The sequence below is a fragment of the Brevibacillus choshinensis genome, from assembly GCF_001420695.1.
GTDB lineage: Bacteria > Bacillota > Bacilli > Brevibacillales > Brevibacillaceae > Brevibacillus > Brevibacillus choshinensis.
Genome location: NZ_LJJB01000010.1, coordinates 1937304 through 1952953 on the forward strand (window position 1 = coordinate 1937304; position 15650 = coordinate 1952953).

At 49.2% G+C, this 15650-nt stretch carries 13 protein-coding genes; 12 read left to right on the forward strand and 1 reads right to left on the reverse strand.

All coding sequences use genetic code 11. The annotated features are described in order from the left end of the window. Positions 1–16: 16 nt before the first annotated feature. The 3 genes from yabN to AN963_RS19305 all read left to right on the forward strand — a co-directional run bounded on the left by yabN (position 17) and on the right by AN963_RS19305 (position 4055). On the forward strand, positions 17–1504 hold the full coding sequence (gene yabN, locus AN963_RS19295; RefSeq protein WP_055746104.1) for a bifunctional methyltransferase/pyrophosphohydrolase YabN: 1488 nt from the start codon (positions 17–19) through the stop codon (positions 1502–1504). A gap of 3 nt (positions 1505–1507) precedes the next feature. Then, positions 1508–1801 carry an RNA-binding S4 domain-containing protein gene (locus AN963_RS19300; protein ID WP_055746105.1) on the forward strand — a complete coding sequence of 98 codons (294 nt, stop codon included), beginning with the start codon at positions 1508–1510 and terminating at the stop codon, positions 1799–1801. 115 nt (positions 1802–1916) lie between these two features. Continuing rightward, positions 1917–4055 (forward strand): GDYXXLXY domain-containing protein, encoded by a 2139-nt coding sequence (locus tag AN963_RS19305; RefSeq protein ID WP_055746106.1) that lies wholly within the window; start codon positions 1917–1919, stop codon positions 4053–4055. Between the two features lie 29 nt (positions 4056–4084). Here the strand turns inward: AN963_RS19305 and AN963_RS19310 are convergent, their stop codons facing one another. Then, the gene (locus tag AN963_RS19310) at positions 4085–5365 is read right to left on the reverse strand and encodes an MDR family MFS transporter (protein WP_055746107.1); all 1281 of its coding nucleotides are present in this window, start codon (positions 5363–5365) and stop codon (positions 4085–4087) included. 103 nt (positions 5366–5468) lie between these two features. On the opposite strand from AN963_RS19310, the gene AN963_RS19315 reads away from it, so the two are divergent. The 9 genes from AN963_RS19315 to AN963_RS19355 all read left to right on the forward strand — a co-directional run bounded on the left by AN963_RS19315 (position 5469) and on the right by AN963_RS19355 (position 15640). Then, on the forward strand, positions 5469–7256 hold the full coding sequence (locus AN963_RS19315; protein ID WP_055746108.1) for an ABC transporter substrate-binding protein: 1788 nt from the start codon (positions 5469–5471) through the stop codon (positions 7254–7256). Between the two features lie 61 nt (positions 7257–7317). Then, positions 7318–9354, forward strand: a complete 2037-nt coding sequence (locus tag AN963_RS19320) for a copper amine oxidase N-terminal domain-containing protein (RefSeq protein WP_055746109.1) — start codon at positions 7318–7320, stop codon at positions 9352–9354. Positions 9355–9460: 106 nt separating this feature from the next. Then, on the forward strand, positions 9461–9745 hold the full coding sequence (yabP, locus tag AN963_RS19325) for a sporulation protein YabP (protein ID WP_055746110.1): 285 nt from the start codon (positions 9461–9463) through the stop codon (positions 9743–9745). Continuing rightward, a complete protein-coding gene (gene yabQ / locus AN963_RS19330) occupies positions 9742–10314 on the forward strand; it encodes a spore cortex biosynthesis protein YabQ (RefSeq protein WP_055746111.1) in 573 nt (190 codons plus the stop codon). Before yabP ends, yabQ begins: the two co-directional genes overlap by 4 nt. 20 nt (positions 10315–10334) lie before the next feature. Further along, a complete protein-coding gene (locus tag AN963_RS19335) occupies positions 10335–10643 on the forward strand; it encodes an FtsB family cell division protein (RefSeq protein ID WP_055746112.1) in 309 nt (102 codons plus the stop codon). A gap of 43 nt (positions 10644–10686) precedes the next feature. Beyond that, a complete protein-coding gene (locus tag AN963_RS19340) occupies positions 10687–11058 on the forward strand; it encodes a S1 RNA-binding domain-containing protein (RefSeq protein ID WP_055746113.1) in 372 nt (123 codons plus the stop codon). 354 nt (positions 11059–11412) lie between these two features. Then, positions 11413–13887 (forward strand): stage II sporulation protein E, encoded by a 2475-nt coding sequence (gene spoIIE, locus AN963_RS19345; RefSeq protein ID WP_055746114.1) that lies wholly within the window; start codon positions 11413–11415, stop codon positions 13885–13887. A gap of 63 nt (positions 13888–13950) precedes the next feature. Beyond that, positions 13951–14712, forward strand: coding sequence for a VWA domain-containing protein (locus AN963_RS19350; RefSeq protein WP_055746115.1), 762 nt, complete (start codon positions 13951–13953; stop codon positions 14710–14712). Beyond that, positions 14702–15640: a serine/threonine protein kinase gene (locus AN963_RS19355; protein ID WP_236708019.1), complete on the forward strand. Its 939-nt coding sequence runs from the start codon at positions 14702–14704 to the stop codon at positions 15638–15640. The genes AN963_RS19350 and AN963_RS19355 overlap by 11 nt, the downstream gene beginning before the upstream one ends. Positions 15641–15650 lie beyond the last annotated feature (10 nt).

Here is a 15650-nt window from a genome sequence, read left to right on the forward strand (position 1 = left end):
AAAGGAGGCGTGACGATTGGCAACAACCAAGCACACGATTACAGTAGTTGGTCTGGGTGCAGGAGACCTCGATCAATTGCCATATGGAATCTATCGGACGCTAAAACAGGCCCAGCATCTATTCTTGCGTACGCAGGAGCATCCGGTCGTCGCGCAGCTGAGCGCGGAGAATATCGCTTTTGCTTCCTTTGATGAGATATATGAGCAACACGAATCGTTCGAGGATGTGTACACAGACATCGTAGAAAAGCTGTTTGTCAGTGCACAGCAGCAGGGTGAGATTGTCTACGCCGTACCGGGACATCCCCTTGTAGCAGAGCGCACGGTGCAGCTACTGCTGGAGCAAGGACATGACCGTGGGGTTCAGATCGAGATTGGCGGCGGTCAAAGCTTCATTGACCCTCTGTTTGCACGGCTGAAAATCGATCCAATCGAAGGGTTTTCGTTGCTCGACGGAACCGCACTGAAAACGGATCAAGTATCGCCAGGACTGCACACGATCATCGCCCAGGTATACGACGCGTTTGTCGCATCCGATGTCAAACTGACACTCATGGAAGTCTTGCCGGATGATTTTCTCGTGACGGTTGCCACAGCGGTAGGAGTAGCGGGACAAGAGCGGATTGAGACAGTTCCGTTGTATGAGCTCGATCGACTGGATCATTTTGGGAACCTGTCACTCGTTTATGTGCCGCCAGCACGTGATGAGCGCATATCTTATCGACAGTTTTCTTACCTAAAGGACATCGTGGCGATTTTGCGCAGTCCAGACGGTTGTCCATGGGATCGGGAGCAGACGCATCAAAGCATCCGAAAGAACCTGATCGAGGAAACGTACGAGGTATTAGAAACAATCGACGATGAAGATCCGGATGCCATGTGTGAGGAGCTGGGTGATCTGTTGATGCAGATCATGCTGCATTCGCAAATCGCTTCTGAGGATGGATATTTTACCGTTGATGATGTGGTGGCGACCCTAAACGAAAAGCTTGTCCGTCGCCATCCGCATGTATTTGGAGAGAAGAGTGCCAATGATTCTGAGGAGGCACTGGCTAACTGGCAGGAAATCAAAGCGCAGGAAAAGGCAGCAAAAGGAATCGATACGACGGTTGAATCACAACTGGCAGGTATTCCGCGCGATCTCCCTGCACTGATGTACGCTTACAAGCTGCAGAAGAAGGCTGCTCAGGTGGGATTCGACTGGGACGATGTAGCTGACGTCTATGCGAAAGTAGAGGAAGAGTATCGCGAGCTGCGAGAAGCAACAGAAGACGAACGAGCGGGCGAGCTGGGGGATTTGTTGTTTGCCGTCGTCAATCTGGCCCGTTTCATGGGTCTCGACCCCGAAGAAGCATTGGCTTTGACCAATAATAAGTTCAAACAACGATTTTCCTATATTGAAGATAAGCTCCGTGAGACTGGCAAGTCTTTTGACGATACTGATCTGAAAGAGATGGATCAATGGTGGGAAGAAGCCAAGCAACACGGAAAAAGGAGAGGATAGTTCATGAGACTAGACAAGTACTTAAAAGTATCCCGTCTGATCAAGCGTCGTACGTTGGCCAAAGAGGTTTGCGACAAAGGACGTGTCGAAATCAATGATCGGCAGGCGAAATCCTCCAGCAATGTAAAGATTGGAGACAAGCTGGCGATCCGATTCGGACAAAAAATCGTGTCGGTCAAAGTGGAAGACATCAAGGAAAATCCGCGCAAAGAAGAAGCGGCTTCGCTCTACACGGTGATCGGCGAAGTACCCGTCCCACGAGACGAAAAAGAAGAAGATGCTTACATCAAAGGCTAGGCTTCATCCAGAAGGCGATTCAAGACTGCCCCATAGCGGGTAGTCTTTTTTTGTTAGAGTTTGGTATATAATGGGTGTACATGTGAGCACCACGAAGACGAAGGGATGTGTACACATGCAACAAAACGCTGTGCGACTGGGATATTTTTTAGCGATTTCCCTTTTGCTATCCGCTCTTCTTTATTTCTTTGCATCGAATTGGCCAGCGCTCGACCGATGGGGAAAAATCGGAGTGAGTGCGTCCGTACTACTTCTCTTCTATTTATTTGCGTATGTTGGCTCTCTTGTCTTGAAAAAACATTCCTTTATCAGCAACTGGCTTCTTGTCGCGGGGGGGCTGGCCTTTGGCATCAGCGTAGCTTTGTTAGGACAAATCTACAATTCCCACGCCGATAGCTACATGCTGTTTGTCGTATGGCTGATTCCCAATCTTTTATTTGCCATCGTGACGAGGTACCAACCTTTTTATGTGATTAGCTATGTTCTCGCACATTTAGCCGTCTGCTTTTTTCTGGACCCCTCAGTCATTCACGTGACACGAGATAGCCAGTGGTGGTTTATGGTCTTTTGGCTAATCGCGCTTGGTAATATCGTGCTGTTTTGGCTCACCTCAACGGAACGTCTCAAATCTAGTCCGATCTACTACCTGTCTTTTTTTGTCTTTCAGTTCTCGCTGTTCCTCTCCTCTTTTGTCGACGTGTATGGACCGCTACCGGAATTGTTGTATGTGGTCATCGGCGCAGCGTTATTCTTTACCTTTCTCAGGTGGAAGCCAAATCGCGCATTGCTGGTAGTGACCTCGACTCTACTCGCTTTGTTTTTACTCGGAAAATTCTTCTGGTTTATGCTCGAATACGGTTCAGAGGGGTTTTTCCTGATTGCACTCCTGGTCGCTGCGGGTATCGTCTGGGGGGCAGTGGAAGGTATCAAATGGCTGCGTAAACAGTCCTCTCAGAAGGAAAGCAAATGGGTGCGTTTTGTTCAGGAAGCGTTTACGGTTCTCGTAACGCTTGTAGCGGCTTCGATTGGAGCCATATCCTTGTCGGGCTTTTTGTTTCTTTTGTTCGAGGATGATACAGTCGTATACTTCCTTTATTTTTTGTCATTGATCGGCTTTCTATTGCCGGTCATACTCGCTAAGAAAATGAACACGACGGTATTCTACACGATTCTCACGATGGGATACATGATCGGGATTGCTTCGTCCATTTATTTAGAAGGATACTACTGGGTCGTGTTCCTGTTGGCATTGGGATACGTATGGATAGCCTCTGGCAGTATCCCCACCAGACTGTTGACACAGTTTACCTTTCTGCTCGTGTTGTATGTGAAGCTCAGTGACTGGGGACATGAGGAATGGGTTCTCTGGTTGCTATTTGTTTTTCAGATGGCGATGTATCTGCTACCACGATTGCCAAGCGCTCTGCAGAACAGCTCACTGGTGTATGCCCTACTCTCGTTGCTATTTCTGACGGAAACCACTACATGGGGGATGGCATACAACATTGCGATCAATCTCGTCTATTTTGCGATCACGACCTATCTCGTGTATCGAACCCTCCACAAAAAGGGAAGAACGAGCTTTGGGATTGCCCTCGGCTTCTGGTTTGCCTTTTTGCTGATGAAGTATTACGACTTTTTCTGGAGTCTTCTGCACAAATCCCTCAGCCTTTTGCTGCTGAGTATGGTGTTCTTCGTGGTGAGTTATTGGCTGGACCGGTCCGGAAGAGGTCAATGGGAAGCCACGCAGCCTCCGATATTTGCAAAAAAACAACTCGCTCTTCTAGTGATTATTTTGCTGCAATTCGTGATGGTTGGGTACCAGATCTGGAGCAGTGAATCGATTCTGTCTCAAGGACGATCCGTGAAGCTGGAGCTCGCACCGATCGACCCGCGTTCGCTGTTACAAGGTGACTATGTGCGGCTGAACTACACGATCTCCACGCTCGATAACGAACATATTCCGGATGCGGATGGAAAAATTCGAGTGGTGCTGAGGTCGCATCAGAATGGCGTGTACGGATATAGTGGCTTTTACGAACAAGACGGGGTCTGGAACAAAACGTATCGGCCCCAAGCCGACGATGTCATTTTGAACGGCCATGCAATCGGTTCAGATCGAGTCGAGTATGGCATTGAAAGCTATTTTGTCCCAGAGGGAACTGGACGTGAGGTAGAGCGCTCAGCCAAATTCGCACAAATAAGGGTAGGCAAAAAAGGGGATGCCATCTTACAGGAGTTGTCCGCGCAGTAACCATCTGAAATGAGTCAGGAGCTGCCGAATTAATCGGTAGCTCCTTTTGCGTGAGAAAGGGAAAGGGAGGTTCGTTGATCCAACTGGAGCAGCACGCGACGTACCAACAGAAGGCCTGTGAGACCCATAACAAGGAACAAAATCGACATCGCCATGGAGGGCAGGATGGCACCCAGACTGATACCGATGGTTCCTGTTAGCTTTGCCCCTTGGAATACGAGGCCGTTTACCGCCATATACGAGCTGCGGGCATCGTCTCGTACGATTTGTGCTAGGTAGGTCTGTCGAGTAGGGATGTGGAGCAGTTCACCAAACGTAGCAAAGAACATCGCGATGGTAATAACGAATAGCGAGTTGCTGTAGCTGATGATCGAGTAACCCATGATAAATAGGAGTACGCCCATGTACATGGCATTCGCCTCTCGACCATGACGGATCAGCTTGCTCACCAGGAGGGAGAGGCACACGACCAATAGCGTATTTTCCAGTTGAATAAAGCTGAATACTTTGAGACCTGTCAATTCAAAGGAAAACAGGTTCCCCATATGCACCGTTTGTGTATGGAATTCTTTTGTCAGACGGACAGCGACGTAATTGGCGGTCTGAAATTCGAGTGAAAAGATGAGCAATCCGCCCAAGGAGAAGAGCAAAAATCGCTGATCCTTCATCACTTGCCTGTAGCTGGTGAATACATCTTTCAACATGTTGGGTTTGGAATGGGTGTTCCTTATCTGTGGATGATAGGACTCTTGCATGAAAAAGACGGTCAAGACGAGCGTGAACAAGCTGACTACAGTCAGACCTACAATCAATTCGAAGCGGTGGGTAGCAAACCAAATGCCGCCGAGGACGGAACCGATGGCAATCGATAAATTAACCGCCCAGTAATTGATACTGTACATGAACGTTCGGTTCTCTTTCGTACTCACATCGATCAGCATCGCATCGGCAGCTGGACCAATCATACCGTTACTCGCATTTTGTACGAGCATCATCGCAAACGTGAGCCAAGCAGAATCGAGAATAGGGGAGTTGGCTAGCGCCATCAGGATAAATGCTATGCACTGAGCGACCTCGCCGTACACCATTACCTTTTTTCTCCCCCAGCGGTCTGCGAGGTATCCCCCGTAAAAGCCCATCAAAATCTGTGCGCACACATTGGCAAATAGCAGAAAGCCGGCGACCGCCTGCCCCAGTTTGTCAGAGAAATAGATGGCCATGAAAGGAAAGATCATGGTGCCAACGACCCTGGTCAGAAAGGAAGTCACGATGCGTATGCGAATGTTCGGGTGCAATTGCATAAAGCTCATAAGAGCAGACCACCTTTCGTTTTTCTACATTTTACCTGTCAAAAGGAGAAGAAAAAGGGTAAGATTCGTATAGGAATTTCACCTTTTTAGGAGGGCGGAATGGATGAAGAGCCAGGAGCACTTTATGCAAATGCTATTTGGTCTATCCGAATGGGAAATGAACCGAGAACAGTCCATTAGCGTCGATGCATTATCGGAGATTCTTTGCTGTACGCCGCGCAATGTCAAATTGATCCTTCGCAAATGGGAAAACGAAGGACTCTTGCGCTGGAAGGCGGGGGTCGGACGAGGGAACCATTCGACGTTAACGATTTTGTGCGATACCTCACACTTTTTTAGCGCCTATTTCAAAAAGCTCTTGTCAGACGGCAAGATTGGAGAGGCTATTGAGCTTATTCAAAATAAAAAGCTTCCGCCTAGAATCAAGCGATTGCTTCAGCAAATATGGGATAGTCAAATCGGGTTTGTTTCCGAACGGAGTGAATCGGCCAGTCTCGATGTATTGCGTATTCCTCGACCACGTGGTTTTTCTATCCTCGATCCAGCCTTTGTGGCAGTAGCAGCCGAGAGCCATTTTCTTCATCAGATGTGTCATAGGCTGGTTTATTTCGATCAGGAGCAAGAGACTTTTCTGCCTGAGCTTGCTCATGCCTGGGAGTGCAATGCAGAGATGACAGCTTGGACCTTTTATTTGCGCAAAGGGGTCCGATTTCATCACGGTCGCATTCTGGCGGGAAAAGATGTCGAATACACGGTCCAGCGCCTCAGAGAATTGGACTCTCCGTATCGATGGCAAATGGATGATGTAGAATGGATTGAACATCAAAATGAGCGGATCATTACGTTTCATTTACGCCAGCCCAACCATTTTTTTCTCCACCTTGTGGGGTCAATTGCCATGTCCATTCTGCCGCATGACGTTTCCTTTTCGCAGAGGGCCATCGTCGGTACGGGTCCTTTTCGGATGGCTGAGTACACGGATGAGAGGCTGATTCTGGAGGCGTTTGACGAGTACTACAGGGAGCGTGCTGTACTCGATCGGGTGGAGATTTGGATTGTTCCTGAACCGGGGGATGGGTGCTCCGAACAGCTGTATCAGCTGCCACATCAGGAGCCGAAGCATGAATCGGTGAGTGGAAGTGAAAATCTAATTTTTGAAGAGATCGGTTGCCACTATCTCGCCTTCAATTTTCGCAGGCAAGGTGTACAGCATGATTTTGCCTTTCGGAAGGCGATGCGTTTGTTGGTCGACCGCAAGCAACTTAGTGAAGTGTTAAGCAAGTATAGCTACGGACCTGCTGGCAGCTTTTTGCCCAAAAAGAGTGCGACTATGACATTCCCTTCGAGTTCTCTGGAGGAAGCGGCAGCCTGGCTTCATCGCAGTTCATATAGAGGGGAGACGCTTTCCCTCTTTATCAGTGAAGGGCAGCTGTTTGAGGAGGAGGCGGCCTGGATATGTGGCAGATGCGAGCAGATCGGGATCCAGATCAAAGTCGTACGGATGACCAAAGCGAACTTCCTGTCCGAGCATGTGGATCGTGAGGCGGATATGGCCGTGATGGGGGAGGTATTGCAGAACGATATAGAGCTGGGGCTATTCGAGGTATACAAGAATAAATGCACGATGGTTCACCGCTTCATGGATGATGACAGACGAGCAATGATTGATTGTCACCTGTCCAAAGTGCTGCGGATGACGGATCGGGAAGAGCGTCTACGAGCCCTTGTCCAGATCGAAGACACCCTCAATGAGGATGTAGGTCTTTTGTTTCATTTTCATATGAAGCGAGTCGATCGCTTCCACCCCGCGCTGCAAGGCTTCGTCACGGATTCTTACGGCTGGGTCGATTTCTCCAAGCTGTGGGTGAAATCATTCGTTACCACTCTGTAACCTTTTCCTGCCGTTCTTTTCCTATCATAGAGAGAATTGCAGGTTAAAGGAGGCGTTACCGTTGCACAAAAGCGCAAAAACAGGTATTTCCGTATTGCTGGCGACTACGGTGTTGGCGAGCCCGTTTGTCATGGTGCCAAAAGCCGCTTATGCTTTAACAGTCGAAGACATTTCGGCCGACGATACGAGCGCAGATGAAGAAACAGAATATACGATTGAATTTGAAATCGACAAAGAGTTGAAATCCGGCGACGAAATTTCCGTCAAGTTTCCATCGGGCTACACGGTCGATAAAAAGCTGAAAAAATCAGATGTTTCGCTCGAGGATGACGATGGCGACGATGTATCGATCTCCAGCGTGTCTGTCAGCAGCAACGTAGTCACAGTGGAGCTGAAAGAAAAGGTAAGCAAGGGTACCGTGCTGACCTTGACCATCGACAACGTTACCAACCCGGATGACAAAGGAAGCTATTCCATCGGGGTAAAAACGTCAAAGGAATCCACTTACAAAAACGAGAAAATCACCATCGGGAAATCATCGAGCAGCAGCAGTAGCAGCAGTAGCGGGAGCAAGTTCAGTGTATCCCAAAGCAGCAAATCTGCCGAAGCAAGCATCTCCTTGACGCTGGGCAAATTCAACTTGTCCTCTAAGTCCAAATTAAAGAAGGGCAAATACATCTATGTAGATTTCCCAACCAAAGATATGCTGCCAAAAAGCATCAGTAAATCTGATGTGAAAGTGAATGGCACCAAGGCTGATTACGTATCCGTTCTCGATAGCGACTCTATCCGTATCGAAGTACCGAGTGGTGCAGACGGAGATACTTCGATCAAGCTGGAGTTTACCTCTTCGGCAGGAATCAAGAACCCTTCAAGTGCTGATGACGATTACACCTTTGAAGTTGAATACGATGACAAGAAGTATACTTCGGAGAAAATCGAAGTCACCGGATCAGCGAATGCGTCATTTGATGTAGCCTTGTCAGATCGGGGAGCAGGAGCGCGTTCGAGCTATTCGTTCGACATCGACCTCTCGACCAAGCTGTATTCCAATACAGACATCCAAATCGACTTCCCGAGCGCGGACATGGTGCCGCCAGTTATGTCTGGTTACAGCATTACGGTGAATGGTGACCAAGTCGGAGTAGTAAGCACGAGCAACGGCAGGGTGTCATTCCGCACACCGAGTGGCTTTAAAAGTACGGACAACCTGACTGTCAAATTTGCCTATGATGCGTATTTGACGAACCCAAAAACAGCTGGTACATACAGTCTGACTGCCAAAATCGACAACAAAACGTACCGTTCGAAGAGCTTTGAGGTCTCAGGTACTTCTGCACCGGTTGCGGTAGACAACGCAGCTGCTACGATTGGATTGACTCGGGCTACAGCTTCGACTCCAACAGGCTTGCAGATCGCGATCAAAGGACTGGGTGCGCCAATCGTGCGTTCGCAAGGTTTCTTTGAAATCGTCCTGCCAGCTGGCTTCCGTGTGCCTGCCTATATCCCGGCGAATCAAGTGACCGTCAATGGTGCTGCCGTCAATTATGTAGGTGTCCGCGGTCAAAACCTGATTATCGTACCATCGCAGGATATTCCGGCGCAGACAGCTGTCCAAGTCAATGTGCTGGAAGCTGGGGGAATTGTAAACCCGGCTACTACAGGTGTGTACAGCATCGGCGTCTACACCTCCGAGGAAAAGGGACTGCTGTTTGCCCGACCAGCGACGATCGTGGCTCTCAATGGGGTTAGTTTTAAGGCAAACGTAGCTTCCTTTACCAAATCCGGTAAAGCAACGGCAATGGCAGCAGCACCGTATATCGTCAATGGCAATACCTTGATGCCGGCTTCGTTCTTCCGTGATGGATTGGGTATGTCTGTTACCTGGACAACAACGACAGCCAAGGTCGTGAGCGGCAATACCGTCATGCAGTTCAAGGTAGGCTCAAACGTGGCCACTGTCAATGGTCAAAACGTGACACTGCCTGTAGCTGTTCAATTGAAAAACAAAATTCCGGCCCTGCCTCTGCGCACGATCACAGACCGGACCGGCTACAAGATTATCTTTGTGAATGGCAACTACACGGTGTACAAATAAACAGAGTAAAGAGCAGGAGCCCCGCTATTTGGCGGGGTTTTTTGTTCTAAAAGGACATCCCCTCCCATACGATGGTACAAGAAGGGTACGTAAGGGAGGAGTTAGCATGAACGAGCACACGAAGCGGCCTCGCCATGAAGTCGTGATGATCAACCGACGCAGTTTGGCGATTTCGGGTGTGAAAAACGTCGAAAGTTTTGACAGTGAAGAGTTTCTTTTGGAGACGGAAGGCGGCTTTTTAACCATACGGGGACAAAATCTGCATATGAAAAATCTGAGTTTGGAAACCGGAGAAGTGGCGATCGAGGGATTGGTTCACGAAATGGCCTATCTGGAGCAAGGGCAGGCCGGGGATCGGTCGAGAGGATTCTTCGGCAAGTTATTCAAGTGAGTATCGGGATCCAGCTTCAGACGGTGCTGGCCATGTCGACGTGCGGTGCTCTCATGGGAATCGGATTTGATACGTATCACGTATTCAAGGGAAAGAGCAGGTTGCCACTCTGGATGGTGTTCATCTTTGACATTCTCTTTTGGGTGGGCAGCATGGGTGCTGTTTTCTTGATATTGGTAAAAGTGAACGACGGGATTATTCGATTTCCCATCTTTTTTGGAATGATTTTCGGTGCTTGGGTATATTTTGTATTGGGTAGTAAGAAGTATATCCATTTTTTACATCGCGTGATAAAATTCTGTCAGTGGTTATATCGAACGGTATTGCGAATCATTGACGCCCTGGTTGTGCGTCCCATCCTGTTTTTCTACCGAGTGATCCTGATGGTGCTGGCATTTTTGTATTCCGTGTTGCTCGCGATCCTCGGCTTTTTGTGGAAAGTGACGCGTTTTGTCACTTCGCCGTTTGCCAGATGGGGTCAACATTTAGGGAAAAAAATGTTCGGAAAATCGAAAGGAATTTGGACCAATTGGAAGAATTGGTTTCACTCAAAGAGAAAGCGGGAGTAAACATCCGAGGTGGCCTAATGATGAAAGATGCAACGTCCTCTCCAACCAACCGAAAAGGGCAAAAGCGAAGAATGCGGCTTTTTTTCTTTTTCATTCTTTGTTTTTTCGTCTGGACTGGCTATACCCTTTATTTGCAGAGCGGGGACCTGTCTCAGAAAGAATCTGAACTGGGAGCTCTAAAACAAGAGTCTGCAGTATTGCTGCAACAACAAGAGGAACTGACATACGATGCGAGTCGGCTGAACGACCAAGAGTACTTGGCGGAGCTGGCACGCAAACGAATCTACTATACCAAGCCTGGTGAGAGCATCTATGTGATTCCGGAGTAAGCTGTCTGGCTGATCTTCAAGCAGAGGGAGGCTTTCCACGTTCATGGGAGTCGAGATCGGGAGCAAACTTGAAGGAAAAGTGACAGGTATTACGAAATTTGGTGCCTTTGTGGAGCTGCCTGGAAATGTGACCGGTCTTGTGCATATTAGTGAAATTGCCGACACGTTCGTCAAAGACATCCACGACTTTTTGAAAATCGGGGATATGGTAACCGTGAAGGTCTTGAATATTCGCGAGGGCAAAATCGGCTTGTCGATCAAGAAAGCGCAGGAAAAGGAAAGGCCTTCTCGTCCTCACCGGGAGCGCGGGGAAGCCTTTGAAGATAAACTGAATCGGTTTTTGAAAGAGAGCGAAGACCGCCAGTCCCCGTTAAAGAAAAATGGGGACAAGAAGGGGCGCGGTCGACAACATTGATTTGGAATATTTAGATTTTTCCATCTTTGTGGATTATGCATTTTGACTGTAAAAGCAGGAAGGTCATTTCAAACTCGTGACGAATAGGTATCGTAAGCCCGTTTCGCAAAGCGCGAATCACCTGTCAGCCGACGTTATCCGCCATAACGTCGGCTTTTTTTCGTCTCCACACGTCAGTTCGTTTCTTGCGACACAGGGCGTCACGGTAGTTTCTTCAAAGAGATCGTGAATGTCCAAATGTGTCAACGAATTTGTCGGACGATTCTGGGAATATTCGTTGGTTTTTTGACAAATTTTACAATACCACCTCCGTATAATTGAGAAACACAATGAACAAGAACGGGGTGGTGTGACATGATCGCAAACAAAAATGTTTCTGGTACCGGTCAGGTATGGACTCGTCAAGTATCTGAACAAATGGATACGACGGCACAGACCTGGGGAGAAAAAATAGCTGATGCTGCTCATCGATGGAATGTGCTCCCCTTGTTAATGGGTTTCTTGCTAGGTAGGGCTCTGATTTTAGAAGAGCTCACTCCTTTTGTCATCCCCTATTTCATGGTCATGTTTTATGTAAGGCGGGACTGCATCGTAACGACCGGGTTTGCCTTGATTCTGGGAGCGTTTACCCAATCCGTGCCGCTCGGACTGGAAACGGTGCTCAGCATCGTACTCGCTTTCGCAGTCTGCAAAATTAGTGAACGAATGAGGCGAAAGGATTTTTCCCGAACGCCCTTGCTCGTCATGGCTACTGTATTTATCAGTCATCTGTTGTACCACGCATTGACGAATCAGGTAAACACCTACGAACTGGTCATGGTGGCAGTAGAATCGGTATTGGGTTTCGTTCTGACACTGATCTTTATCCAGTCTCTCTCGATCGTTCATTTGGCCAAGCCGTATGAGCCGTTAAAAAACGAAGAGATCGTGTCGCTGGTCATATTACTCGCTTCCTTGATGACGGGAACGGTTGATTGGATGGTAGAGGGCATCTCCATGGAGCATGTTCTTTCTCGATATTTGTTACTCTTGTTCGCCTTTGTCGGCGGGGGGACGGTGGGGGCAGCCGTAGGGGTCGTCACGGGGCTAATCCTGAGTCTGGCCAACGTCAGTGCCCTTTTGCAGATCAATCTGCTCGCTTTCTCTGGACTGATGGCGGGTTTACTGAAAGAGGGAGGAAAAGTCGGCGTTTCGGCAGGACTACTCATCGGTACGGCGATTTTGGCGATATACGGTGGCGCAGAAGATACGCTTTATTTATCCCTAATGGAATCAGCAATAGCGATTGTGTTGTTTATTCTGACTCCGGCTATGCTGTGGAAAAAAGTAGCGAGGTTTATCCCGGGTTCTGCAGAAAATCAGCAGTCCCATCAAGAATATATGCGCCGCGTTCGCGATGTGACGGCAGGCAAGATCCAGCAGTTTTCTGAGCTGTTTACCCAGTTGTCCCGCAGCTTTGCCCAAACGGCAGATCCGGAAGAAATCGAGGAGCAGGCAGACGCATTCCTCAGTCGCGTCACGGAATTTACGTGTCAGAAATGCTGGAAGAAAGAACAGTGCTGGGACAAGGATATGCAGTCCACCTATCAGGGGATGCGCTGGCTCACGGAAAAGGTGCAGGAAAACGGAACGCTAGCAGGAGTCACACCGCCCAAAGATTGGGAGAGAAAATGCGTAAAGACGGACAAAGTGATGACCGTTATGGAGCAAGAATACGACCGACAGCAGTCTTTTGATCAATTAAAGAAGCAGGTAAAGGAGAGCCGCAAACTTGTTGCTGATCAGCTATCCGGTGTTTCCCGGGTCATGAGTGATTTTGCTCGCGAAATCCAGCGAGAAGGAATGGAGCTTAGCTTTCAGGAGAAGCAAGTATCGCAGGCGTTGGAGGGACTCGGTCTGTCCGTGCGCCGCGTGGATATACACAGTCTGGAAGAAGGAAGGGTGGACATCGAGATCAGTCAGCCAACGTGCTACGGGCGGGACGAATGCGCCAAGATCGTGGCTCCTATGCTGACTGAAATTTTGGGTGAGAACATTGTGGTCAGGGAAAGGCACTGCGAAGCCCAAAAGGACGGCTCTTGCACCATGTGTCTCGCTTCGGCCAAAACGTTTGAGATCGATATCGGCGTGGCGGGGGCCGCCAAGGATGGCAAGCTTTTGTCCGGTGACAGTTTCCGGACTATGGACTTAGGCAATGGAAAAATGGCATTGGCCATTAGCGATGGGATGGGGAATGGAGAACGAGCCTCCCTGGAGAGCCAGTCTGCGCTGGACATGCTCCAGCAGCTGCTGCGATCAGGCATGGACGAAAAAATATCGATCAAGACGGTCAATTCGGTCTTGGCGCTGCGCTCTACCGACGAGATGTTTGCGACGGTCGATTTGGCCCTGATTGATTTGCAGACGGCCCATACCCGTTTTGTGAAAATCGGATCTACACCCAGTTTTGTTAAAAGGAACTCTGACGTGATTACCATTACCGCCAACAATTTGCCGGTAGGTATCTTGGACGAGATCGAGGTGGATGTCGTCTCTCGCATGCTCAAACCGAGTGATCTATTAATCATGATGTCTGACGGCATTTACGAGGCGCCGAGACACATCGAGAATCGTCAAGCGTGGATGAAGCGAATAATCAGCGAGCTGGAAACGGACGATCCTCAGGAAGTAGCGGATCTGCTTCTGGAAAAAGTCATTCGGCAGCATTCCGGTCAGATAGTAGACGATATGACGGTACTGGTCGCTCGGATTGATCGGTTTGTGCCGCAATGGTCAGCCATTCAGGTACACGGCATGCAAAAGCTCGAGCGACCACGGATTGTCAGCTGACAAGTATGTTTTCCGTACTCCCCGTCGATACTGTTGCTAAAAAGCAGAATGGGGAGATAATTTGTGAAAGAAGCGACACTTCGGCAAATTTTGGTTGTGACGGATGGGTGCTCCAACACAGGAATGAGTCCGGTCGCGGCAGCTGCCCTTGCGAGAGAACAAGGGATTACGGTAAATGTCATTGGGGTTATTGAGAAAAGTGATTTGGGTGAAAAGGGCGAGACGGAGATCCGTGAGATTGCAGAAGCAGGTGGCGGTTTGTGCGATATTGTGTACCCGCAGCAATTGGCGCAAACCGTCCAGATGCTCACACGCAAAGCGATGACGCGCACCATTCACCAAGTGGTCAATAAAGAATTGAAAGAGATTTTGGGCGATTCCGGTATAGAAAAGCTAGAGCCGCAGAAGCGCGTACAAGTAGCGGGCATGGTGGACGAGCTGGGTGAAAAAAGCAGCCTGAACGTCGTCATGCTGGTGGATACTTCGGGGAGCATGAAGCCCAAGCTGTCGGCCGTACAACAAGCGATCCATGATTTCAGCATCAGTTTGCACTCTCGTAGCGGACAGAGTCGAATGGCCGTCTGTTCATTTCCTGGGAAACAAAAGCATTTGGACGTACGAATTCCTTGGACCGAAAAAGTGGAGCAAGCTCATCAGATTTCAAGTGATCTGGCGATGAGCGGCATTACGCCGACAGGTCCGGCCATTGTTGAAGCGATTGCGTTGTTCGAGCATGTGAAGCTCCCACGCTCTCTGTCTGAGCGTTATGCCGACATGGAAACGGACGATAACGAAGATGGAAGCCTGCGTGACCATGTCTTTTAATCAAACGCCTACGATCCCCAGCCTGCCCCGGCAATTTCAAGGAAAATGGAACAAAAAATCGTACCATGTCCTGAGGGAGTTGGGGCGCGGAGCGAATGGTGCGGTTTATTTGACTACCCAGGGTGGAGTCAGGCGGGCGGTCAAGGTCGGGGTAGAAGGTATCGATATTTTAATGGAAGTGAATGTGCTGAAAAGCGTACAACAGGGGCGGCATTCCCGAGTGGGACCGCTCCTGTCTGATGTCGATGATCTGCTTATCGATGGAAAGGCCAGTACGTTTTATGCGATGGAATATCTAGAAGGCGAACAGCTGGATCGCTATATCCGGCAACATGGTCAGGAATGGGTTGCCGTAATGATCGTGCAGCTGTTATCCCGGCTGGATGTGCTACACAAGCACGGGTGGGTGTTCGGCGACCTAAAGCCAGAAAATGTGATGGTGACCCAGTCAGACAAGCAGGTGCGCCTCATCGACTTTGGTGGAGTGACCAAGCTGGGCAATGCGGTTCGCCAGTTTACCGAGGAATACGATCGTGCGTTTTGGCATGCTGGGGACAGAAAGGCAGAGATTAGCTACGACCTGTTTTCCGTTGCTGTCATGATGGTGCGTCTCGCCGTCGACCGGGAGACGTGGAAAAGCAGTCTGGGCGAGACGCGTCACACGGTATTGCTCTGTGATATAATACGAAAAAGTGACGGCCTGTACCCCTATCGCGTGCCTCTCCTGAAGGCTTTTCACGGAAAGTACACGACGGCAGGGGAAATGAGAGCGGAAATGCTGCCAATTCTGCGAGAACTCACGGTTGCCGCCCCGCAAAAGAAAGTGAAAAAGCGGAAATCTGGGGCAGGGGGAATGGGGATTAGCGGCTTGTTTGTCGCTTCTTTGTTGCTCTTGGCTGGCACACTTTATTACGCATGGTTCATGTAAAGGATGTGAC